20 protein-coding genes are annotated in these 22,195 nt (G+C 71.2%); 11 read left to right on the top strand and 9 right to left on the bottom strand.

Going from position 1 to position 22,195, the window contains the following annotated elements; genetic code table 11:
* Positions 1-24: 24 nt before the first annotated feature.
* From sufC to H504_RS35805, 5 genes are read right to left on the bottom strand one after another with little or no spacing between them, the layout of a single operon-like run.
* Complete coding sequence (sufC, locus tag H504_RS0118445) at positions 25-789, bottom strand: Fe-S cluster assembly ATPase SufC (protein WP_026423980.1); 765 nt, start codon at positions 787-789, stop codon at positions 25-27.
* 43 nt (positions 790-832) lie between these two features.
* On the bottom strand, positions 833-1,162 hold the full coding sequence (locus H504_RS0118440; RefSeq protein WP_026423979.1) for a non-heme iron oxygenase ferredoxin subunit: 330 nt from the start codon (positions 1,160-1,162) through the stop codon (positions 833-835).
* Positions 1,159-2,304 carry a Fe-S cluster assembly protein SufD gene (gene sufD, locus H504_RS0118435; RefSeq protein WP_026423978.1) on the bottom strand — a complete coding sequence of 382 codons (1,146 nt, stop codon included), beginning with the start codon at positions 2,302-2,304 and terminating at the stop codon, positions 1,159-1,161. Before sufD ends, H504_RS0118440 begins: the two co-directional genes overlap by 4 nt.
* Entirely contained in the window at positions 2,305-3,753 is a 1,449-nt protein-coding gene (sufB, locus tag H504_RS0118430) for a Fe-S cluster assembly protein SufB (RefSeq protein WP_026423977.1), read from the bottom strand.
* Entirely contained in the window at positions 3,750-4,502 is a 753-nt protein-coding gene (locus tag H504_RS35805) for a helix-turn-helix transcriptional regulator (protein ID WP_035304830.1), read from the bottom strand. The genes sufB and H504_RS35805 overlap by 4 nt, the downstream gene beginning before the upstream one ends.
* Before the next feature lie 1,098 nt (positions 4,503-5,600).
* Here H504_RS35805 and mptB point away from each other — a divergent pair.
* The 4 genes from mptB to H504_RS0118400 all read left to right on the top strand — a co-directional run bounded on the left by mptB (position 5,601) and on the right by H504_RS0118400 (position 10,215).
* Positions 5,601-7,187 (top strand): polyprenol phosphomannose-dependent alpha 1,6 mannosyltransferase MptB, encoded by a 1,587-nt coding sequence (gene mptB / locus H504_RS0118420; RefSeq protein WP_245614337.1) that lies wholly within the window; start codon positions 5,601-5,603, stop codon positions 7,185-7,187.
* A gap of 35 nt (positions 7,188-7,222) precedes the next feature.
* Positions 7,223-8,149, top strand: a complete 927-nt coding sequence (locus H504_RS0118415; protein ID WP_026423975.1) for an ABC transporter ATP-binding protein — start codon at positions 7,223-7,225, stop codon at positions 8,147-8,149.
* A 145-nt stretch (positions 8,150-8,294) separates the two neighbouring features.
* Positions 8,295-9,011 (top strand): ABC transporter permease, encoded by a 717-nt coding sequence (locus H504_RS0118405; protein WP_084467864.1) that lies wholly within the window; start codon positions 8,295-8,297, stop codon positions 9,009-9,011.
* A gap of 244 nt (positions 9,012-9,255) precedes the next feature.
* Entirely contained in the window at positions 9,256-10,215 is a 960-nt protein-coding gene (locus tag H504_RS0118400; RefSeq protein ID WP_026423973.1) for a COX15/CtaA family protein, read from the top strand.
* Here the strand turns inward: H504_RS0118400 and H504_RS0118395 are convergent.
* Positions 10,212-10,499 (bottom strand): hypothetical protein, encoded by a 288-nt coding sequence (locus H504_RS0118395; RefSeq protein ID WP_026423972.1) that lies wholly within the window; start codon positions 10,497-10,499, stop codon positions 10,212-10,214. The two genes, H504_RS0118400 and H504_RS0118395, sit on opposite strands and share 4 nt — an antisense overlap.
* A 122-nt stretch (positions 10,500-10,621) precedes the next feature.
* Here H504_RS0118395 and H504_RS0118390 point away from each other — a divergent pair, with 122 nt between their 5' ends.
* On the top strand, positions 10,622-11,593 hold the full coding sequence (locus tag H504_RS0118390) for a quinone oxidoreductase family protein (RefSeq protein ID WP_026423971.1): 972 nt from the start codon (positions 10,622-10,624) through the stop codon (positions 11,591-11,593).
* A 41-nt stretch (positions 11,594-11,634) separates the two neighbouring features.
* On the opposite strand, the gene H504_RS0118385 is transcribed toward H504_RS0118390, so the two are convergent.
* Entirely contained in the window at positions 11,635-12,096 is a 462-nt protein-coding gene (locus tag H504_RS0118385) for a MarR family winged helix-turn-helix transcriptional regulator (protein ID WP_026423970.1), read from the bottom strand.
* Positions 12,097-12,177: 81 nt separating this feature from the next.
* On the opposite strand from H504_RS0118385, the gene H504_RS0118380 reads away from it, so the two are divergent.
* Entirely contained in the window at positions 12,178-14,226 is a 2,049-nt protein-coding gene (locus tag H504_RS0118380) for an MMPL family transporter (RefSeq protein WP_026423969.1), read from the top strand.
* Between the two features lie 64 nt (positions 14,227-14,290).
* Here the strand turns inward: H504_RS0118380 and H504_RS0118375 are convergent, their stop codons facing one another.
* Positions 14,291-14,908 (bottom strand): FKBP-type peptidyl-prolyl cis-trans isomerase, encoded by a 618-nt coding sequence (locus tag H504_RS0118375; RefSeq protein ID WP_026423968.1) that lies wholly within the window; start codon positions 14,906-14,908, stop codon positions 14,291-14,293.
* Between the two features lie 189 nt (positions 14,909-15,097).
* Here H504_RS0118375 and H504_RS0118370 point away from each other — a divergent pair, with 189 nt between their 5' ends.
* From H504_RS0118370 to H504_RS0118360, 3 genes are all read left to right on the top strand, one after another.
* The gene (locus H504_RS0118370; RefSeq protein WP_026423967.1) at positions 15,098-16,102 is read left to right on the top strand and encodes a hypothetical protein; all 1,005 of its coding nucleotides are present in this window, start codon (positions 15,098-15,100) and stop codon (positions 16,100-16,102) included.
* On the top strand, positions 16,102-16,773 hold the full coding sequence (locus H504_RS0118365) for a hypothetical protein (protein ID WP_026423966.1): 672 nt from the start codon (positions 16,102-16,104) through the stop codon (positions 16,771-16,773). The genes H504_RS0118370 and H504_RS0118365 overlap by 1 nt, the downstream gene beginning before the upstream one ends.
* Before the next feature lie 121 nt (positions 16,774-16,894).
* Positions 16,895-17,608 carry an HD family phosphohydrolase gene (locus tag H504_RS0118360; RefSeq protein ID WP_245614336.1) on the top strand — a complete coding sequence of 238 codons (714 nt, stop codon included), beginning with the start codon at positions 16,895-16,897 and terminating at the stop codon, positions 17,606-17,608.
* A gap of 24 nt (positions 17,609-17,632) precedes the next feature.
* On the opposite strand, the gene H504_RS0118355 is transcribed toward H504_RS0118360, so the two are convergent.
* Complete coding sequence (locus H504_RS0118355; protein ID WP_026423964.1) at positions 17,633-18,580, bottom strand: heme o synthase; 948 nt, start codon at positions 18,578-18,580, stop codon at positions 17,633-17,635.
* Positions 18,581-18,920: 340 nt separating this feature from the next.
* Between H504_RS0118355 and tkt the strand changes: the two genes are divergently transcribed.
* A complete protein-coding gene (gene tkt / locus H504_RS0118350; RefSeq protein WP_026423963.1) occupies positions 18,921-21,032 on the top strand; it encodes a transketolase in 2,112 nt (703 codons plus the stop codon).
* Between the two features lie 49 nt (positions 21,033-21,081).
* Positions 21,082-22,188 (top strand): transaldolase, encoded by a 1,107-nt coding sequence (tal, locus tag H504_RS0118345; RefSeq protein WP_026423962.1) that lies wholly within the window; start codon positions 21,082-21,084, stop codon positions 22,186-22,188.
* Positions 22,189-22,195: the final 7 nt, after the last annotated feature.

The following is a 22,195-nucleotide window of genomic DNA, read 5'->3' as shown; positions in this document are numbered from 1 at the left end:
ACGGGCTCTACCAGTGCAACGCGCTCAGACGCCCGCTGCTTCCCCGGTGTACTTGACGTAACCCCCGGACTCGAGCTGGTCGGCCAGCTCCGAACCGCCGGACTCGACGATCCGGCCGCCCGCGAACACGTGCACGAAGTCGGGGGTGATGTGGCGCAGGATGCGGGTGTAGTGCGTGATCAGCAGGACACCGGTCTCACCGGACGCCTTGAACCGGTTGACGCCCTCGGAGACCACGCGCAGCGCGTCCACGTCGAGGCCGGAGTCGGTCTCGTCCAGGATGGCGATCTTCGGGTTGAGCAGCGCCAACTGCAGGATCTCGTGCCGCTTCTTCTCGCCGCCGGAGAAGCCCTCGTTGACGCTGCGCTCGGCGAAGGCGGGGTCGATGTCCAGCTCGGCCATCGACGCCTTGACCTCCTTGACCCAGGTGCGCAGCTTCGGCGCCTCGCCGCGCACGGCGGTGGCCGCGGTGCGCAGGAAGTTCGACATCGACACGCCGGGCACCTCGACCGGGTACTGCATGGCCAGGAACAGACCGGCGCGGGCGCGCTCGTCCACGCTCATGGCCAGCACGTCCTCGCCGTCGAGGGTGACGGTGCCGCTGGTGACCTCGTACTTGGGGTGCCCGGCGACGGCGTAGGACAGGGTGGACTTGCCGGACCCGTTCGGGCCCATGATCGCGTGGGTCTCGCCTGCCCGGACGGTCAGGTCGACGCCCTTGAGGATCTCCTTGGCCCCGTCGTCGGTGCCGACCGACACGTGCAGGTCCTTGATCTCCAGGGTGGCCATGGTGGTTGTTTCTCCTGTGGTCAAAGCAAAGTCAGTGGGGTGGTCAGTTGAGGGTGCTGGTGACGTCGACGTGCACGTCGTCGCCGTCGACGGTCACCGGGTAGACCGGGATCGGGTCGGTCGCGGGCGGCGACGACGGGAGCCCGGTGCGCAGGTCGAAGCAGGAGCCGTGCAGCCAGCACTCCAGGCCGCGGCGGGTGAGCTCGCCCTCGGAGAGGGCGACGGCGGCGTGCGAGCACCAGTTGCGCAGCGCGTGCACCTGCTCACCTTGGCGGACGAGGACAACGGGCACGTCGCCGATGTCGACGCCGAGCGGCTCGCCGTCGACCAGGTCCGACAGCGCGCACGCCCGGGTGACCGCTGCCCCGGTCATCCGCCGACGGCTTCCAGCTCGGCCTCGATCGCGGCCTCCAGGCGCTCGCGCACGGCGGGGACCTGGATCTTCATCAGCAGCTCGTGGAAGAAGCCGCGCACGACCAACCGGCGGGCCTGGTCCTCGGGGATGCCGCGGGCCTGCAGGTAGAACAACTGCTCGTCGTCGAACCGGCCGGTGGCGCTGGCGTGACCGGCGCCGGCGATCTCACCGGTCTCGATCTCCAGGTTCGGCACCGAGTCGGCGCGGGCGCCGTCGGTGAGCAGCAGGTTCCGGTTCAGCTCGTAGGTCTGCGTGCCCTCGGCCGCCGCGCGGATGAGCACGTCGCCGATCCAGACGGTGTGCGCGTCCTCACCCTGCAACGCTCCCTTGTAGACAACGTTGGACGTGCAGTTGGGCACGGCGTGGTCCACAAAGGTCCGGTGCTCGAAGTGCTGCCCCGCGTCGGCGAAGTAGATGCCGTTGAGCTCCACCTCCGCGCCCCTGTCGGCGAACGCGGCCGTCGGGGAGAGCCGGACGACGTTGCCACCCAAGGTGATCGCGGTGTGCCGGAGCACGGCGTCCCGACCGATCCTGGCGTGGTGCGCGGAGATGTGCACCGCGTCGTCCGCCCAGTCCTGAATGGACACCACGGTGAGCTTCGCGCCGTCGGCCAGCACGAACTCCACGTTGTCGGCGTAGACGCCGGAACCGCGGTGGTCGATCACGACGACGGCCTCGGCGAACCGCTCGGCCCGCACCTGCAGGTGCCCGTAGGCGACCTCGCCCGCGCCGGGGCCGGTCACCGTGACGGTGACCGGCTCGACGCGGGTGTCGGCGGCGACGGTGAGGACGGTGGCGTCGGCGAACGAGCTGTACGCCTGCGCGGCGACCCGGTCGGCGGGCACGCCGCCCTGACCGAGCCGGGAATCGCCACGCGGCACCGTTTCCACGGTCACACCGGTCGGGGCCTCGACCTCGACCTCGGCCGAACCCGTCGCCGCGACACCGGTGTGCAGACCGGCGATCCGCTTCATCGGGGTGAAGCGCCAGATCTCCTCACGACCCGAGGGCACCTCGAAGGCGTCCACGTCGTACGAGGTGAACCACTCGGCGCGCGAAGACTCGGGAACCCCGCGCGACTTCTCAACAGCGGCGGTCATCTAGCCGACCGCTCCTTCCATCTGCAGCTCGATCAGTCGGTTCAGTTCGAGGGCGTACTCCATGGGGAGCTCGCGCGCGATGGGCTCGACGAACCCGCGCACGATCATCGCCATGGCCTCGTCCTCGGTCAGGCCGCGCGACATCAGGTAGAACAACTGGTCGTCGCTGACCTTGGAGACGGTCGCCTCGTGGCCCATCGCCACGTCGTCCTCACGGACGTCGACGTACGGGTAGGTGTCCGAGCGGCTGATCTGGTCGACCAGCAGCGCGTCGCACTTGACCGTGGACTTGGCGTGGTGCGCCCGCTTGTTCACCTGCACCAGACCGCGGTACGAGGTGCGGCCACCGCCCCTGGCCACCGACTTCGAGATGATCGTCGACGACGTGTGCGGCGCCATGTGCACCATCTTCGCGCCCGCGTCCTGGTGCTGGCCCTCACCGGCGAACGCGATGGAGAGCACCTCGCCCTTGGCGTGCTCGCCCATCAGGAACACCGCCGGGTACTTCATGGTCACCTTGGAGCCGATGTTGCCGTCGACCCACTCCATGGTGGCGCCCGCCTCGGCCTTGGCGCGCTTGGTGACCAGGTTGTACACGTTGTTCGACCAGTTCTGGATGGTCGTGTACCGGCAGCGGGCGCCCTTCTTCACCACGATCTCCACGACCGCCGAGTGCAGCGAGTCGGAGGAGTAGATCGGGGCGGTGCAGCCCTCGACGTAGTGCACGTAGGCGTCTTCGTCGACGATGATCAGGGTCCGCTCGAACTGGCCCATGTTCTCGGTGTTGATCCGGAAGTAGGCCTGCAGCGGGATCTCCACGTGCACGCCCTTGGGCACGTAGATGAACGAGCCGCCGGACCACACGGCGCCGTTGAGCGCGGAGAACTTGTTGTCACCGTGCGGGATCACCGAGCCGTAGTACTCCTCGAACAGCTCCGGGTGCTCCTTGAGGGCGGTGTCGGTGTCCAAGAAGACGACACCCTGCTTCGCCAGCTCCTCGTTGATCTTGTGATAGACCACTTCGGACTCGTACTGGGCGGCGACCCCGGCGACGAGGCGGGCCTTCTCCGCCTCCGGGATGCCCAGCCTGTCGTAGGTGTTCTTGATGTCCTCCGGCAGGTCCTCCCAGGACTGGGCCTGCTTCTCGGTGGACCGCACGAAGTACTTGATGTTGTCGAAGTCGATGCCGGACAGGTCCGCGCCCCACGAGGGCATCGGCTTCCGGTCGAACAGGCGCAGCGCCTTGAGCCGGGACTCCAGCATCCACTCCGGCTCGCCCTTCTTGGCCGAGATGTCCCGGACCACGGCCTCCGAGAGACCGCGTTGCGCTATCGCGCCCGCGGTGTCGGAGTCGGCCCAGCCGTACTCGTACCGCCCGAGCGTCGCCAGGGTCTCGTCCTGGGTGAGCGGCTGGGGTGTGGTGGTGCGCTGCTGCGCAGCGGCAGTCATGGGGACTTCCCTCCATCCGGGATCTGACGTGCCCGCCCGCCGGGTTCCCCGGCGAGGTGCGGCACGTGGGTGGTACACGCGGCGTCGCCCCGGGCGATCGTCGCCAACCGCTGGACGTGCGTGCCCAACAGGTCGGCGAACGCCGCCGTCTCGACCTCGCACAGCTGGGGGAACTCGGCCGCCACGTGCGCCACCGGACAGTGGTGCTGGCACAGCTGTTCCCCCGCGCCGACACTGCGCGTCGATGCGGCGTAGCCCTCCCTGGTCAGCGCCGTGGCCAAGGCCTCGGCGCGGTCCACAGGGTCGGCGAGCGCGGCCACGGCGTCGCGGTGCCGGTCGACCAGCGTGGCCACCCGGCGCTCCGCGAAGGCGCGGACCGCCTGCTCCCCCCCGCTCTCGGCGAGGAAGCGCAGCGCGGAGATCGCGAGGTCGTCGTAGGCGTGCCCGAACCGGGACCGCCCGGCCTCGGTGAGCAGGAAAAGCCGCGCCGGTCGCCCACGGCCCCTGACCTCCCGACGCGGGGCGTCACGCGTGTACGCCTCCCCGTCGGCGACCAGTGCGTCCAAGTGCCTGCGGACAGCGGTCGGACTCAACCCCAACGCCTCGGCGATCGCGACCGCCGTGACCGGCCCCCGCTCCAGCAGCAGCCGGGCCACACCCTCGCGGGTGCGCCCATCAGCCTGCTGCCCGGCCACGGCGGGGGCAGTTGCCTCCGTCGCGGTCCGCGGAGCCGGGGCGGTCTTTTTCACAACACAAGTGTGTCTTATTTCCCGGCGAACGGCAAAGGTGGGGGTCCCCCGGTGTGGCCCAGGCCACATGCAGTCCGGTTGGCGCAGCCGCTACCAGGGGAAACGGCTTTTGACCAAGTCGCAGGCCGGCGGGTGTGGCGAGCTGGGGCGCCCCATGCCCACCTGCACCGGATGACAAACGACCGGCACACCCGACCTGAGCAGCCCCCGAGTCAAGCGTAGTCGCGCAGACGGTGGAAACCCGACCCGCAAGCTCGACCCGTGGATGACCACGGCCGATGTGGACAACCCGCCCCCACCGCTCCGGAGATGCATGCGGACAACCCACCCCCAACACAACGAGCGCAAGTGTGGACAACCCACCCCTATTCGAGGGGCGCACAATGTGGGCAACCCGCCCCCAACCAACGGCCCCAGGTGCGGACAACCAGTCCCCCACCGCCAGGGCACGGGTGTGGACAATCCGCCCCCAAACCAGGGCCACGAGTGTGGGGCACCCGTCCCCGTTCAACGAGCCACTCGTGCAGATAACCCGCCCCAACGGCGCACGAATGTGGACAACCGGCCCCCAACCAACCGATCCGCGTGTGGGCGAACCGCCCCCACTCAACGGGGATGAACTCGGGCAAATCATCCCCACTCGACAGACGCGCAGGGCGAGCTGTCCCCATTCAGCGGGCACGAGTGTGGGCGAGCTGTCCCCACCCGACCAGGCGCGCCTGTGGGCGACTCGCCCACAGCCAAACGGGGGCGGGATGTGGGCAGGCAATCCCCACTCGGCGGGCGCGAATGAAGGTGAACCGTCCCCAGGCAACGGGGCCGGGTGTGGGCACATCATCCCCACTTGGCCGGGCGCGGATGTGGGCAACTTGTCCCCAGGCAACGGGGGCGGGTGTGGGCGAGCTGTCCTCAACCGTGGGCCGTGGGTGTGGGGACAGCTCGTCCACAACTGTTGGGGGTGTCCCCTGGGGTGCGGCGTTGGGTGACGGGTGGGTGGGGGTGGTGGGAGGGTGGATTCGGGGGCTGCTCAGGTCGGGGCGGCGGAAGGCGCGCTTTGCGCAAAGTGGTGCAAAGGGAGCCGCTACCCTTCCGGATGTGGTGGCGGGAGACACGGACCGACTGGTGCGCGCGGAGGACCGGCAGCCGACCGGGTCCGGTCCGCTGGACGAGCGCGAGCGGCGGCAGTTGGACGTGATTCGGCGGTTCGGCACGGTTGGCTCGTTGTTGCTGACGGTCGGGTCGTTGGGGGCGGGGGCGGCGCCGGTGTTCAACCCGGTGTTCCGGATACCGGTGCTGGGGTTGTTCAGCCGGATGACCACGGTGGCGTTGGCGTTCGCGTTCACCGGGGTGTTCATGATCGTGTTGGCCTGGTTGGCGCTGGGGCGGCTGTCGCGGCCGGGGCGGGCGCGGGCCGTGTCGGTGCCGCAGATGGCGCGGACGCTCATCATGTGGATCGCGCCGCTGGTGTTCACGGTGCCCAGTTTCAGCCGGGACGTGTACAGCTACCTGGCGCAGAGCGAGATCGTGGCGATGGGGCAGGACCCGTACACGGTCGGGCCCGCGCAGGCGCTCGGCGTGAACCACCCGCTGACCCAGGGCGTGCCGACGATGTGGCGGGACACGCCGTCGCCGTACGGGCCGTTGTTCCTGACCGTGGGCAAGGCGATCAACTGGCTGACCGGGGACCACGTGGTGGCCGGGGTGGCGATGCACCGGCTGGTCGCGCTCGGCGGGCTGATGATGATCGTGTGGGCGCTGCCGCGGCTGGCCCGGCGGTTCGGGGTGAGCCCGGTGAGCGCGCTGTGGCTGGGCGCGGCGAACCCGCTGGTGCTGTTCCACCTGGTCGTCGGCGTGCACAACGAGGCGCTGGCGATCGGGTTGATGCTGGTCGGGTTCGAGTTGGCGCTGCGCGGGACGCCCAGGGTGACGCCGGACGGGCCGTTCCCGCCGTGGCAGCCGGGCGAGCTGTACTGGTACGCGATCGGCGCCGCGGTGATCACGTTGGGCGCGGCGGTGAAGATCCCGGCCGCGTTGGCGCTCGGGTTCCTCGGGGTGATCATCGCCCGGCGGATGGGTGGGCGGTGGAAGCACCTGTTCCAGGTCGCGGGTGGGCTCGGTGTCGTGTTCGCGGTGGTGCTGACGGCGACGTCGCTGGGCAGCGGTCTCGGCTACGGCTGGGTGGCGACGTTGAACACCGCGTCGACCATCAAGAGCTGGATGGCGCCGATGAACGCGCTCGGGTTCGGCGCGGGCTGGTTGGGGATCGTGCTCGGCCTCGGCAACCACATCGAGGCGGCGATCACCGTCAGCCGCCTGCTCGGCGCGGTGATCGGGCCGCTGATCGCGGCGAAGCTGCTGCTGGACGGGTTCCGCTGGAAGCTGCGGCCGCTGACCGGGCTCGGCGTGGCGCTGGGCGCGGTGCTGGTGTTCGGGGCGACCGTGCAGCCGTGGTACCTGCTGTGGGCGGCGGTCCCGTTGGCGGCGGGCGCGGGCAACACCCGGTTCCGGGTGGCGGCGACCGCGGTCAGCACCGGGTTGGCGGTGGCGCTCGGCCCCACCGGGTCCACCTTCGACGGTCGCGTGTTCGTCCTGCCGTACGCCTACATCGGCGCGATCGTGGTGACCACAGTGGCCGTTCTCGTGGTGCGCGGGCACATCCCGCGCCGGGACCCGGCGCCCGCCTAGGGCGTGACGGCGCCCACGCCCTAGGCTTGGCCGCTGTGAGCACGGCAGCCGTCGAGGTGTCCGACCTGGTCAAGACGTACGGATCGACCACGGCCGTGGACGGGGTCGGGTTCCGGTTGGCGCCCGGCGAGGTCATGGCCCTGCTCGGCCCCAACGGCGCGGGCAAGACCTCCACCGTCGAGGTGTGCGAGGGGTTCCGCCGGGCCGACTCCGGCACGGTCCGGGTGCTCGGCCTCGACCCGGTCGTCGACGGCGCGCGGCTGCGGCCCCGGATCGGTGTGATGCCGCAGGGCGGCGGCGCGTACCCGGGGGTGCGGGCGGCGGAGATGCTGCGGCTGGTGGCCGCGTGCGCGGCGAACCCGCTCGACCCCGCATGGCTGATCGACACGCTGGGGTTGGCGTCGTGCTCGCGGACCCCGTACAAGCGGCTCTCCGGCGGTCAGCAGCAGCGGCTCTCGCTGGCCTGCGCGCTGGTCGGCCGCCCGGAACTGGTGTTCCTGGACGAACCGACCGCCGGGATGGACCCGCAGGCCAGGCGGCTGGTGTGGGACCTGGTGGCGGCGCTGCGCGCGGACGGGGTTGCGGTGCTGCTGACCACCCACCTGATGGAGGAGGCCGAGGCGCTCGCCGACCACGTCGTGATCATCGACGGTGGCCGGGTGGTCGCCGCGGGCACCCCGGCCGAGCTGACCGAGGAACGCCCCGAGGAGCAGGCACTGCGGTTCCGGGCCAAGTCCGGGATGGACACCGGCCTGCTGGTGGCGGCGCTCCCGGAGGACTGCCGGGTGTCCGAACCCTCCCCCGGCGGCTACCTGGTCACCGGTTCGGTCGACCCCCAGGTCGTGTCGACGGTCACCGCGTGGTGCGCCCAGCAGGGCGTGCTCGCCGAGGAACTGCGGGTCGGTCGGCGCAGCCTCGAGGACGTCTTCCTCGACCTGACCGGACGGGAGCTGCGCTCGTGACCACCAGGCTCAACCCGGCCCCCGACCCGCGCCGCACGGCGCAGGAACTAGTCACCCGCGTGACCTGGCTGGAGTCGGGCTCGTGAGCACCAGGTTCGCCCCCGGCACCTTCGCCCCGGCCCCCGGTCGGGGGCGGGTGGCGCGGATGCTGTTCACCCACGCGCGCACCGAGGCCGCGCTCACCCTGCGCAACGGCGAGCAGGTGCTGCTCACCCTGCTCATCCCGCTCGCCCTGCTCATCGGGTTGGACTTGGTGCACGTGGTCAAGCTGCCCGAGCCGAGGGTCGACAACCTGGTTCCCCGGGTGTTCGCGCTGGCCGTCATGTCCACGGCGTTCACCGGGCAGGCGATCGCGCTCGGGTTCGACCGGCGGTACGGGGTGTTGAAGCGGTTGGCGGCCACGGCGTTGCCCCGGTGGTTGCTGGTGGCCGGGCGGGTCGTGGGGTGCCTGGCGGTCGTGGCCATCCAACTGGTCGTGTTGGGGGTGGTCGGCGCGCTGCTCGGGTGGGCGCCGTCCGCCGCCGGTCTGGTGTGGACGGTCGTGCTGGTGGTGTTGGGCACGCTCACCTTCGGGGCGCTCGGGGTGTTGCTCGGTGGGGCGCTCAAGGCCGAGGTGGTGTTGGCGCTGGCGAACGTCGTGTGGCTGGTGCTGCTGCTCGCGGGCGGGGTCGTGCTCACCACCGACACGTTGCCGTCCGGGATGGCCGATGTGGTCCGGTTGTTGCCCTCGGCGGCGCTGACCCAGGCGCTGACCGACGTGCTCGCGCACCACGCGGCGCCCGCGTTGTCCACTGTGGTCACGCTGGTGGGCTGGGGCGCGCTGGCCGGGTTGGCCGCGACGCGGACGACCAGGCTCACCTGAGCCCACCTGAGCGCTGGATGGGGCTGCCGTCGGACGGGTCGTGGGGGATGAACCGGCCCGACGACAGCCGGGAAGGCGGTGGGGGAGTCCGCCTTCCGCGACAGAGTGTAGTTCGCCGTGATCACCGCGTGGGGTCCTTTCGCGAGCATGCCCACACTTTCCCGGATCGGCGCGCGGTGAGAGCCAACGCACGCTAGTGACTCCCGCGCCGCGGCCCTCAGTGAACCCGGCTTACCATCGGTTGGTGCCGTTGGAAAACCTGAAGGCCCGCGTCGACGCGCTCCCCTCCCCCAGTCCCCGCCTGCAGCGGGCGGTGGCGGTCGCGGTGGTGGTGACGCAGGCGCTGATCGCGGTCACCGGGTCGGTGGTCCGGGTGACCGGGTCCGGGTTGGGGTGCCGCACCTGGCCGGAGTGCCAGCCGGGCAGCCTGGTGCCGGTCAACCACCCCGAGTTCGCGGCGCTGCACCAGTGGATCGAGTTCGGCAACCGCATGTTCACCGGGATCGTCGGGTTCGTGGCGTTCGCCGCGTTCGCCCTCGCCTACCTGCACCGCCCGCGCCGCCGCGAGTACGTGCGACTGGGCCTGGTCATGCCGGTCGGGGTGGTCGTACAGGCGGTCCTCGGCGGGATCACCGTGCGGATGGACCTGCTGTGGTGGACCGTGGCGGTGCACTTCCTCGTGTCGACCATCATGATCTGGCTGTCGGTGGTGTTCGCCAACGCCGTCCCCGACCCGGAGCGCGCTCCGGTGGGGCGGGTGCCCGCCGCGCTGCCCGGCCTGCTCACCGGGTCGGTCGTGGTGCTGGTGGGGTTACTGGTCGCGGGCACCATGGTGACCGGCGCAGGCCCGCACGCGGGCGACCCGGGGACCGAGCGGCTGGACGTCCCGGTGGACACGTTGGCCCACGTGCACGCCGCGTTCCTGTTCGTCTACCTGGGCATTCTGCTGGCCGCGGGTGTCCTGCTGCGCACGGGTGACGCCGACAAGGCGCTGTGGCGCCGGTACACCATCCTGGTGGCGGTGGTCCTCGGTCAGGGCGCGCTCGGGTTCGTGCAGTACTGGACCGGGGTGCCGGAGCTGCTGGTGTCGCTGCACGTCCTCGGCGCGACCGGGGTCATCGTCGCGACCGCCGCGATGTGGTGCGCGACCCGTGACCGCGCTGTCGCCCCGTCGCCCGCGAAGGTCAGCGTCCAGGCGGGCTAGCCGCGGACGCGGGCGGCCATCTTGGCGCGGTGCTGGGCGCCGATCCGGGTGGCGGCCACGGTCTCGCGGTCCCACTCGGCGGCCTCAAGACCGTCGATCCCCGCCACCAATGCGGCCCCGGCCTCGACGTCGGACACGATCAGGTCGCCCATCGCGCCGTCGGCACCGACGAGCACGACCCGAGCCCCCGCCCGTCCGATGTTCTCGACCACGGCCCGCGACGGCTTGCCGTGTGCCGCCACGAACGCCTCTGCGGAGCGTACGGAGTCACTGGTGTTCGCCATGACGTGCAGCCTATGCGCTGTCGAGTGGACGTGTCTCCCACACTGTGGGAGAAGGGACGCGGCCCCCGCGTTCCGGCGTTGCACCCGAACGTCAAGCGACGAATTGAGCTAAGGAGTGGGCAGTGCCCAAGGCGATCGTTGTCACGGAGAACGGCGGACCGGAAGTACTCGCCCTCGCCGAAGTGGACGCCAAGACCCCCGGCCCCGACGAGGTGCTCGTCCGAGTCGCCGCCGCGGGCGTGAACTACATCGACACCTACCAGCGCTCCGGCGCCTACAAGGTGCCGCTGCCCTTCGTCCCCGGCAAGGAGGGCGCGGGCACGGTCGAGGCCGTCGGGTCCTCGGTCACCGGCATCGCGGTCGGCGACCGGGTCGCGTGGGCCCAGGGCAACGACAGCTACGCCGAGCAGGTCGTCCTCCCGGCCGCGTGGGCGGCCCCGGTCCCCGCGGGTGTCAACGACCACGACGCCGCCGCGGCGCTCCTGCAGGGCCTCACCGCGCACTACCTCGTCGCCTCGACCTACCCGGTCCAGGAGGGCGACACGGTGCTGGTGCACGCGGCCGCGGGTGGGGTCGGTCTGCTGCTGGTCCAACTGGCGAAGGCCCGTGGCGCGCGGGTGATCGGCACGGTGTCGACGGGGGAGAAGGAGCAGTTGGCCCGCGAGGCGGGCGCGGACGAGGTGATCCGGTACACCTCGGAGGACTTCGTCGCCCGCACCAAGGAGATCACCGACGGGGCGGGCGTGGCGGCGGTGTACGACGGCGTCGGCGCGTCCACCTTCGACGGTGACCTCCAGGTGCTCCGGCAGCGGGGTGTGCTGGCCCTGTTCGGCGCGTCCAGCGGTCCGGTCGGCCCGTTCGACCCGCAACGGCTCAACGCCGCCGGGTCGGTCTTCCTGACCCGCCCGACCCTCGCCCACTACCTGGCCACCCCGGAGGAGAACGCCTGGCGCATCGGCGAGATCTTCGACGCCATCGTCGCGGGCGCCCTCAAGCTCCGCATCGGCGGCCAGTACCCGTTGGCGGACGCGCGAACGGCGCACGAGGACCTGGAAGGGCGACGCACGACCGGGAAGCTACTGCTGATCCCGTGAGCGCGGCCGGGTGGGAGCGGTGAACACCGCTCCCACCCGCGCTACTCCATGACCTCGTCGGCGCGGACGGCGGTGGCCCGCTCCACACCCAGCGCTGTGATCAACTCGACCAACTGGCCGCGGAAGGCGTCGTAGTCCCGGACCGCGCCGAGGACCTCGGGCGCCTCGCGTTCGGCCCGCAGGGCCTCGGCGTGCGCGTTCCGGCCCGCCGGGGTCATGGTGATCACCGTGCGGCGGCGGTCGGTCGGGTCGGTCCCGCGTTCGACCAGTCCGGACCGGAACAGCCGGTCGATGGTCCGGCTCATCGTCTGGTCGGTCACCTTGACCCCGCGTGCCAGGGATCGTTGCGGCCGGGGCCCGTCGACCAGCAGGTGCAGCGTGATCAGGCCGGCGTGGGTGAGCCCGCGGGCGGCGAGGAAGCGCTGCCAGGAGTGTTCCACCAGGCGCGCGGCGACGGACAGGAGCCTGCCGGTCGGCCAGGACGCGATCGGGTCGGGGTCCACCGGGGAGCACCTCCTGCGGGTCGAGTTGCATTGTTCAGCCTACTGAACAATTATGTGCGCGACCCCCGCCGAAGGGACGCGATGACAGACAACCGTACCGGCGCGCGTGCCGCGCGTTGGCTCCTGCCCGCCCTGCTCATCGTCGCCTGGTTGGTGATCGGTGGGATCGGCGGGCCACTACAAGGCGAGTTGAGCTCCGTGCAGCGCAACGACAACGCCTCCTTCCTGCCCGCGTCGGCCGAGTCGACCAGGGTGGCCGAGTTGCAGAAGGGGTTCGCCGACAGCACGGCGCTGCCCGCCGTCATCGTGTTCGAGCGGCCCGGTGGGTTGACCGGCGGCGACCAGACGGCCATCGATGCCGTGTTGGCGAAGGTCGGCAAGCTGCCGGAGATGGGGCAGGTCAGCCCGCCACGAATGTCCACCAAGGACACCGAGGCGGTGCAGTCGGTCGCCCTGTTGCCCAATGACAGCAAGAAGTTGCGCGCGCTGGTCACCGACATCCGGGACCAGTTCGGGGCGCTGCCCGCCGGGCTCTCCGCGCACGTGACCGGGCCGGGCGGGCTGATCGCGGACTTCACCGCGGCGTTCGGCGGGATCGACGGTCTGCTGCTCGGCGTGACGGCGGCGGTGGTCGCGTTGATCCTGGTCGCGGTCTACCGCAGTCCGATCCTGCCGCTGTTGGTGCTGCTGACCGCGGGGCTCGCGTTGTGCCTGGCGGTCAGCGTGGTCTACCTGCTGGCCAAGCACAACGTGCTGACGCTCAACGGGCAGAGCCAGGGCATCCTGTTCATCCTCGTGTTCGGCGCCGCGACCGACTACGCGCTGCTGCTGATCGCCCGGTTGCGGGAGGAACTGCGCGCGCACGCCGAGAAGGGCGCGGCCATGCGGGCGGCGCTGCGCGCGGCGAGCGGCCCGATCGGGGCGTCGGCGGGGACGGTGATCGCCGGGTTGCTCTGCCTGCTGCTCTCGGACCTGCGGTCCAACTCCAGCCTCGGCCCGGTCGCCGCGATCGGCATCGCGGCGTCGCTGGTGGCCGCGCTGACCTTCCTGCCCGCGGTACTGGCACTGTTCGGCCGGGCCGCGTTCTGGCCGTTCCGCCCCGAAGTCGTCACAGACGGCGAAACCCCGGAGCAGCGCGGGATCTGGCCGAGGGTGGCCGGACTGGTCGGGCGCAGGCCGCGCGCGGTGTGGCTGCTGAGCACGGTGTTGCTCGCGATCGGGGTGGCGTTCCTGCCGCAGTTGAAGGCGGACGGGGTCTCGCAGAGCGAGCTGTTCCTCACCCAGGTCGACGCGGTCACCGGGCAGGACGTGCTGGCCAGGCACTTCCCCGGCGGCACCGGCTCCCCCGCCGTGCTGATCACCGACGCGACCAAGGCCCAGGACGTGCTGAAGCTGGCCAAGACCACCCCGGGCGTCGCCGACGCGGCCCTGCGCACGGCCAAGGTCGTCGGCGGGAAGGTCGAGATCACCGCGCTGCTCGCCGACGCGCCGGACAGCCCGCGGGCCCTCGACACGGTGCAGCGGCTGCGCGACCGCACCCACGAGCTCGGCGGGACCCTGGTCGGCGGCCCGTCGGCGAACCAGCTCGACGTGCGGACCAACTCGCTGCACGACCGGAAGGTGATCATCCCGATCGTGCTGGCGGTGATCTTCGTCATCCTGGCGCTGCTGCTGCGCGCGCTGCTGGCGCCGCTGCTGCTGATCGCGACCGTGGTGCTCTCGTTCGCCGCGACGCTCGGGGTGAGCGCGCTGGTGTTCAACCACCTCTTCGAGTTCCCCGGCGCCGACCCCAGCGTGCCGCTGTTCGCGTTCGTGTTCCTGGTGGCGCTGGGCATCGACTACAACATCTTCCTGATGACCCGGGTGCGCGAGGAGGCGCTGCGGCACGGCACCCGAGAGGGCGCGCTGCGCGGGCTGCGGGTCACCGGCGGGGTGATCACGTCGGCCGGGGTGGTGCTGGCGGCCACGTTCGCGTCGCTGTCGGTGCTGCCGATCCTGTTCCTGGCGCAGATCGCGTTCCTGGTCGCCTTCGGCGTGCTGCTCGACACGCTGCTCGTCCGGTCGCTGCTGGTGCCCGCGCTGACCGTCGACATCGGACGCCGGGTCTGGTGGCCGGGCAAGGTCGACTGACGGACGAAGGGGCGCGTCCGGAACCCGGACGCGCCCCTGGACAGCGTGGTCGACTGGTGGCGGACTAGGACACCGCGACGGCGTCGATGACGAACACCAGGGTCTCGTTCGGCTTGACCTTCCCCTGGCCCTGGGCGCCGTAACCCTTGTCCGGCGGCACGATCAGCAGCCTGCGGCCGCCCTGGCGCAGCCCGTCGAGGCCCTCGTTCCAGCCCTCGATCACGCTGGCCTGCCCGACGTTCTGCACGGTGAACGGCTCGTTGCGGCCGAACGACGAGTCCTGCTCGGCGTGGTCCGACCAGGTGACCAGGTCGTAGTTGACGGTGACGTTGGAGCCCGTCTTGACAACCGCGCCGGTGCCCTCGACCAGGTCCTTGCTCAGCAGCGTCGTCGGCGGCGCGCAGTCGGTCGGGATGGTGATCGTCGGCTTGGCGCCCGCCGCGCCCGCCACCTTCACCTTGTCCGCGGTGCACTGCGGGCCACCGGCGGTGGACGGTCCACTGGAGGCGGAAGCGTCGTCGCTCGCGGGCGCGGTGGTGGACGCGGGGGCGCTGCTGGTCGCCTTCTTGGCGGTGATGACGGGATCTCCGGGCGGCTGGGAGGATGCCTGCTCGGAGTTCGAGCACGCGGCGAGGCCCACACCCACCGCGATCACGATCATGAGTTTGCCGACGTTGCGCATGCCCGGCAGCTTAGGTGTCGCAGGGGGAACACTGACGAGGGACCACCTGTTGCCCCACCGGTGGTTATTTGCCATTCCTCACCCGATGTTCGCAATCCACGGGCGGGGTGGGCGGCGTAAAGTGACGGTGAGCGCCCGTTCCATCACCCCTTGCTGCGGTGCGGGCGTCCGCCAGGGAGGTGAACCGCCTTGTCCGCGGACGCCAAGGGCCTCCGCACCCGCCCCATCCAAGACCTCTTCTGGACCCGCACCGGGCTGTTGCTGCTGGTCTTGGTCGTGGTCGCCGGAACCGCGATGTGGCTGGCCGGTGGGCTCGACCCAGGTCTGGCCAAGAACCTGCTCACCGCGCTGGGCACCGGCACCCTGGTCTCCGCCGTGGTCGGCTTCGGCCAGACGCTGATCACCGCCAGCGCCGCGCAGCGGGCCATGGTCACCCCGGTGATCGAGGAGAGCCGCAAGGCGCTGCGCGAGCTGTCCGCCGAGTACCGGTCACTGAACCAGGAGTTCTTCCCCACCCACGTGTTCGAGGCGAGCACCGAGCCCGATCCGGCGTTCAACGCGCTGATCATGTCCGACCTGCGGGAGACCCGGCAACTGTGGTTCCGCGGCTTCTCCGGCCGGTACGCCGCCGCCAGGATGCTGCTCTCCCCGGCCCAGTGGGAGGTCCGCGCGGTGCTGGCCGACCCGCGCGAGCGGGGCTCGATCAGCGGCCGGGCCCGGCACCTGGCGCGGCAGGGCGGGCCGGACGCGGACTACGAGAAGATCTCCGACACGCTGCACCAGGAGATCCGGATCGGCCTGGTCGGGCTGTACCTGGCGCGCGCCAAGTGCACCGCGATCGAGGTCACCGCGGTCCCCGACCCGCCGCTGGACCGGGTCGAACTGTTCGACGACTGCGTGTGGATCACCCTCTACAGCGCGGTGGCGGGCGCGCCGTCGCTCTACCCGCGCACACTGCGCTTCTCCGAGGGCTCCTTCATCTACGACATGCAGCGCAGCGAGTTCGCCAGGGTGCACGCCGCCCGCGACGCGCACCGGTTCACCCTCACCCCCGACACCGGCCGCGCCGAGTTCCTGGCGCACTTCGCCAAGATCACCGGGACCCCGCTGTCCGAGGTCGAGTTCCGCGACCTGGAGGCGCAGTTCCACCGGTTCCGCCACGAGTTCACCGCCAAAGCCGAGCTTGAGAGCTGATGCCCGTGTCCGCCCCGGTGCCCGCGCTGTCCCACCTGGCGCAGCGCATGCGCGAGATCGATCTCACCCCACGCAGACCCAGTGGCCCCGTCGGCCCCGCCCCGTCCTGGTCGGCCGTGCACCGCGGTGTGGCGTCCTGGGTGGACGGTCCGGTGCTGCGCGCGCTGCTGCGCCAGCACCTCGCCACCCTCGACCCCGGCGACGCGGACGCGCTGGCCGCCCGTTCCCGGGAAACCACAACGCACTTCGCCTGGTGCCTGCGGGACAACCCGGACGAACCGTTCACCTTCTGGCTGCACGAGTACAAACCCCGGCACGAGTGGCGCCCCGGCTACGCCGACTCCGTGCACAACCACCGGTACGACTTCTGCACGGTGATCCTGCGCGGCGGCTACCGGCACGAGCGCTACGAGACCACCATCGACCCCGGCACCGGCCTGATCAGCGCGGCCAGGATGACCCGGCGCACCGAGTGTGTCGCGGGCGACTCCGGCTTCCTCACCACCGGCGACTTCCACCGCATCCCGCGCGCCGAGGACGGCACCATGACGTTCCTGGTGAAGTCCCGCCCGGTGCACCGGTGGAGCCTGTCCTGGGACCCGGCGACCGGCACCGCGCACCGGCACGTCCCGGTGGAGTCGCGGTTGGCGGACCTGTCCCGGCGGTTGTGACCCCCGGTGTGACCTGACCGGCACCGCCCCGACCGGCCAACACGCCGAAGGCCACCGTGCGCGCGCACGGTGGCCTCTACCATCGCCCCACCCGTTTGTCCAACGGAAGGGGAAGTCCGGCATGTCCACACCCACTGAGACCTCGACCACGACACCGACCACCACATCGATCACCGCACCGGCCACGGCTCCGGGCCTGGTCTCCGTCCCACCGGCGGCGGTCGGCCACGTCGAGCGGCGGGTGCACGCCCTGTGCCTGCGGTACGCGCGGCGGCTGCCGTTCCACGGCTGGCACCACGTGAGCTTCGTGCGCGACAAGGCTGTGGAGTTCGCCACCCTCAACGGTTCCGACGTGCCGGTGGTGGAAACCGCGGCCCTGGTGCACGACGTGAACTACCTGGTCCGGCGCAACTCGACCGCGGCGGCGGGCAGCGGCCTGCGGATGGCCATCCTGGCCGAAGCGGGTATCCGGCCCGCCGTCGCCGAGTGGGTCGACGCGCTGGTCGACGAGGCCGAGATGCGCACCAGGGACCGGGACATCTCGCTGGAGGCCCAGGCCCTCAGCGACGCGGACACGCTGTTCAAGGCGCTGCCGGTGACCCCGGTCGTGCTGGCGCACCGCTACCTCAGCGAGAACGGGGTGAGCCTGCGCGAACTGGCCGACAAGATCGTCGGGGAGCAGCGGGCCCCGCTCGACGAGGGCTTCTACTTCTACTCCCCCGCCGCCGCGGCCGCGTACTCCCGGTGGGCCACGGCCAACCTGGAGCTGTGGCGGTGCATCAAGGAGTCCCTGGACGACCCGACCGTGGAACGGCTGCTCACCGCGGTGGCCTGACGGGTGGTCTGAGCGGGAAACCGGTCAGAACGGCCAGCCGGTGACCGGCAGCGACAGCGCCGAGTCCACCGCCAGCGCCACGAACACCGCCGTCAGGTACGTGTTCGACAGGTGGAACAGCTTCATCGGGTTGCTCGGCTTGTCCCGGCGCACCGCCGCGTACAACCGGTGCGCGAACACCAGGAACCAGCCGCCCGCCAGGACGGCGAACAACGCGTACACCCAGCCGGTGGCCGGGACGAGCAGCAGCGTCCACGCGACCATCACCCAGGAGTAGACGACGATCTGCTTGGCCACGTGCCGGGGCGTGGCCACCACCGGCAGCATCGGCACACCGGCCTTCGCGTAGTCGTCGCGGAACTTCATCGCCAGCGCCCAGAAGTGCGGCGGGGTCCAGAAGAAGATCACGCCGAACATCACCAGCGCGGGCCAGCCGACGTCGCCGGTCACCGCCGACCAGCCGATCACCACCGGCATGCAGCCCGCCGCGCCGCCCCACACGATGTTCTGCGACGTCCGTCGCTTGAGGAGCATCGTGTAGACGAGGACGTAGAACAGGATCGCGCCGACGGCCATCGCCGCGGCCAGCAGGTTCGTCGACGCCCAGAGCCAGCCGAAGGCGAGCAGCCCGAGCAGCAGGCCGAAGACCAGCGCGTTGCGGGTGGGCACCGCGTGCCGGGCCAGCGGCCGGGCCGACGTGCGCTTCATCACCGCGTCGATGTCGGCGTCGACCACGCAGTTGAGCGCGTTCGCGCTGCCCGCCGCCATGGTGCCGCCGACCAGCGTGTTGAGCACCAGCCACGGCGACGGGATGCCGCGCGCGGCCAGCAGCATCGCCGGGACGGTGGTGACCAGCAGCAGTTCGATGATCCGCGGCTTGGTGAGCGCCACGTACGCGCCCAGCACGGCCCGGGTACCCGCCCGGCCCGGCGCGGCGGGGGTGTCGACGGGCACGGGGGTCACCGACGACATCGCACTCCTCGCGTCCAGGTCATTCGCTGTTCAGCCACTCGCCGTTCGTCGGCCGCCCACCCCGGGATCGCCCCGCGCTCGACGCGCGGGCGACCGCGAATCGGTGGTCGCGGCACCGGGAAATGTTAACCGCGCGGTACGCGGGTACCCGTATCGGGTGGCCCGGTGTCGCCAGGGGACGGTCGGAGATCACACGGTCGTGACCCGGCGACTAGGCTGGTCACCGGACCAGGGATGAGCCGCGGGACAGCCACAGGCCCCGCTCCGGGATCGATCCAGCCCGGGTGGGGAAGACTGTGCGCGACGGTTCCGCCAAACGTGGAAGTGGGAGCACAAGTCCGTGTCCGTCAGTAGTGAACTGCCCGCCGAACTGACCGAACTCATCCGCGCGAGGCTGCCGGAGGACTGGACCGACCTGGACCGCCGGGCCGTGGACACCATCCGGGTGCTGGCCGCCGACGCGGTGCAGAAGGTCGGCAACGGCCACCCGGGCACCGCGATGAGCCTGGCCCCGCTGGCCTACGCCCTCTACCAGCGGGTCATCCGGCACGACCCGAGCGACCCGCACTGGATCGGCCGCGACCGGTTCGTGCTCTCCGCCGGGCACTCGAGCCTCACCCAGTACCTGCAGTTGTTCCTCTCCGGCTACGGCCTGGAGCTCGACGACATCAAGGCGCTGCGCACCTGGGGCTCGAAGACCCCGGGCCACCCCGAGGTCAACCACACCAAGGGCGTGGAGATCACCACCGGTCCGCTCGGCCAGGGTCTGGCCTCGGCGGTCGGCATGGCGATGGCGGCCCGCCGCGAGCGCGGCCTGTTCGACCCGGAGGCCGCGCCCGGCGAGAGCGTGTTCGACCACCACGTCTTCGTGATCGCCTCGGACGGCGACATCGAGGAGGGCGTCACCTCGGAGGCGTCGTCGCTGGCCGGGCGGCAGGAATTGGGCAACCTCACGGTCGTCTACGACGACAACAAGATCTCCATCGAGGACGACACCACCGTCGCCCTGTCGGAGGACACCGCGAAGCGGTACGAGGCGTACGGCTGGCACGTGCAGGTGGTCGAGGGCGGCGAGAACGTCGTCGGCATCCTGGACGCGCTGGCGGCGGCGAAGGCGGAGACCTCCCGCCCGTCGTTCATCCTGCTGCGCACCGTGATCGGCTACCCGGCGCCGAACCTGATGAACACCGGCAAGGCGCACGGCGCCGCGCTGGGCACCGACGAGGTGGCCGCGGTCAAGAAGATCCTCGGTTTCGACCCCGAGCAGACCTTCGAGGTCGCCCCGGAGGTGCTGGCGCACACCCGCGAGGTGGTCAAGCGCGGTGAGGCGGCGCACGCCGAGTGGCAGCCGCGGTTCGACGCCTGGAAGGCCGCCAACCCGGAGCGCAACGCGCTGCTGGAGCGGGCGCAGGCGTACCGGCTGCCGGAGGGCTTCGACGAGGCGCTGCCGAGTTGGGACCCGGACCCGAAGGGCGTGGCCACCCGCAAGGCGTCCGGTGACACGCTCAACGCCATCGCCGGGCTGCTGCCCGAGCTGTGGGGCGGCTCGGCCGACCTGGCGGAGAGCAACAACACCACCATCAAGGGCGCCGACTCGTTCGGGCCGCCGTCGGCGAAGACCGCGCACTGGGACACCCGGCCGTACGGCCGCACGCTGCACTTCGGGGTGCGCGAGCACGCGATGGGCTCGATCCTCAACGGCATCGTGCTGCACGGCCCGACCCGTCCGTACGGTGGCACGTTCCTCGTGTTCAGCGACTACATGCGGCCCGCCGTCCGGCTCGCCGCGCTGAGCGGGCTCCCGGTCACCTACGTGTGGACGCACGACTCGATCGGCCTCGGCGAGGACGGCCCGACCCACCAGCCGGTGGAGCACCTGGCGGCGCTGCGCGCCATCCCCGGCCTGATCGTGCTGCGCCCCGGCGACGCGAACGAGACCGCGGCGGCGTGGCGGACCACCCTGTCGCAGCACAAGCACCCGGTCGGCCTCGCGCTGACCCGGCAGAACCTGCCCGTGCTGGAAGGCACCAAGGAGTTGGCCCGCGAGGGTGTCGCCAAGGGCGGCTACGTGCTGGCCGACACCGAGGGCGAGCCGCAGGTCATCCTGATCGGCACCGGCTCCGAGCTGCAGATCGCGGTCGAGGCGCGGGCCAAGCTGGCCGAGGACGGCATCGCCGCCCGGGTCGTGTCGGTGCCCTCGATCGAGCTGTTCGACGCGCAGGACCAGTCCTACCGGGACTCGGTGCTGCCGCCGTCGGTCAGGGCGCGGGTGGTCGTGGAGGCCGCCATCGCCCAGCCGTGGCACCGGTTCGCGGGCGACGCGGGCGAGATCGTGTCGCTGGAGCACTTCGGCGCCTCGGCGGACTACCAGACCCTCTACCGCGAGTTCGGCATCACCACCGAGGCCGTCGTGGCCGCGGCGCGCGCTTCCCTGGCGAAGGCCGGGTCCTGAGCAACCGTCCGAACCGGACGCACACGAGCCACCAGACACGGAGGCAACAGTGACCGACAACCTCAAGCAGCTTTCCGACGCGGGCGTGTCCATCTGGCTGGACGACCTGTCCCGCGAGCGGCTCACCTCCGGCAACCTGGCCGCGCTCATCCGCGACCAGCACGTGGTCGGCGTCACCACCAACCCGACGATCTTCGCGGCCGCGCTGTCCGACGGCGAGGCCTATGACGCGCAGGTGCGGGAGCTGGCGGCGCGCGGCGCCGACCTGAGCGCGGTGGTGCGCGAGCTGACCACCACCGACGTGCGCAACGCGTGCGACGTGTTCCGGGAGACCTTCCAGAACACCGGCCAGGTCGACGGGCGCGTCTCGATCGAGGTCGACCCGCGGCTGGCGGCCGACACCGAGGCCACCACGGCCGAGGCGCTGGACCTGTGGAAGACCGTCGACCGGCCCAACCTGCTGGTCAAGATCCCGGCCACCGTCGAGGGCCTGCCCGCGATCACCCGCACCCTGGCCGAGGGGGTCAGCGTCAACGTCACGCTGATCTTCTCGGTCGAGCGCTACCGCGCGGTGATGGACGCCTACCTCGCGGGCCTGGAGCAGGCCAAGGCCAACGGGCACGACCTGCGGTCGATCCACTCGGTCGCGTCCTTCTTCGTGTCCAGGGTGGACACCGAGGTGGACAAGCGGCTGGACGCGATCGGCACCGACGAGGCCAAGGCGTTGCGCGGCAAGGCGGCCGTGGCCAACGCGCGGCTGGCCTACGGCGCGTTCCTGGAGACCTTCCAGGGCCCGCGCTGGGACGCGCTGGCCGCCGACGGCGCGCACCGGCAGCGTCCACTGTGGGCGTCGACCGGGGTGAAGAACCCGGACTACTCCCCCACGCTGTACGTCGACGAGCTGGTGGTCGCCGAGACGGTCAACACGATGCCGGAGAAAACCCTGCACGCCGTGGCGGAACAGGGGAAGATCACCGGTGACGCGGTGACCGGCACCGCCGAGGCCGCCCAACAGGTCTACGACGAGCTCAGCTCGGTCGGCATCGACGTCGACGACGTGTACCGCGTCCTGGAGACCGAGGGCGTCGAGAAGTTCGAGAAGTCCTGGGCCGAGCTGCTGGACACGGTCCAGGGACAACTCGACGCAGCCAAGTAAGGCAGCC

This window comes from Actinokineospora inagensis DSM 44258 (assembly GCF_000482865.1).
GTDB lineage: Bacteria > Actinomycetota > Actinomycetes > Mycobacteriales > Pseudonocardiaceae > Actinokineospora > Actinokineospora inagensis.
The sequence above is the reverse complement of the archived record's forward strand: the minus strand, read 5'-3'. Positions and strand labels throughout refer to the sequence as shown.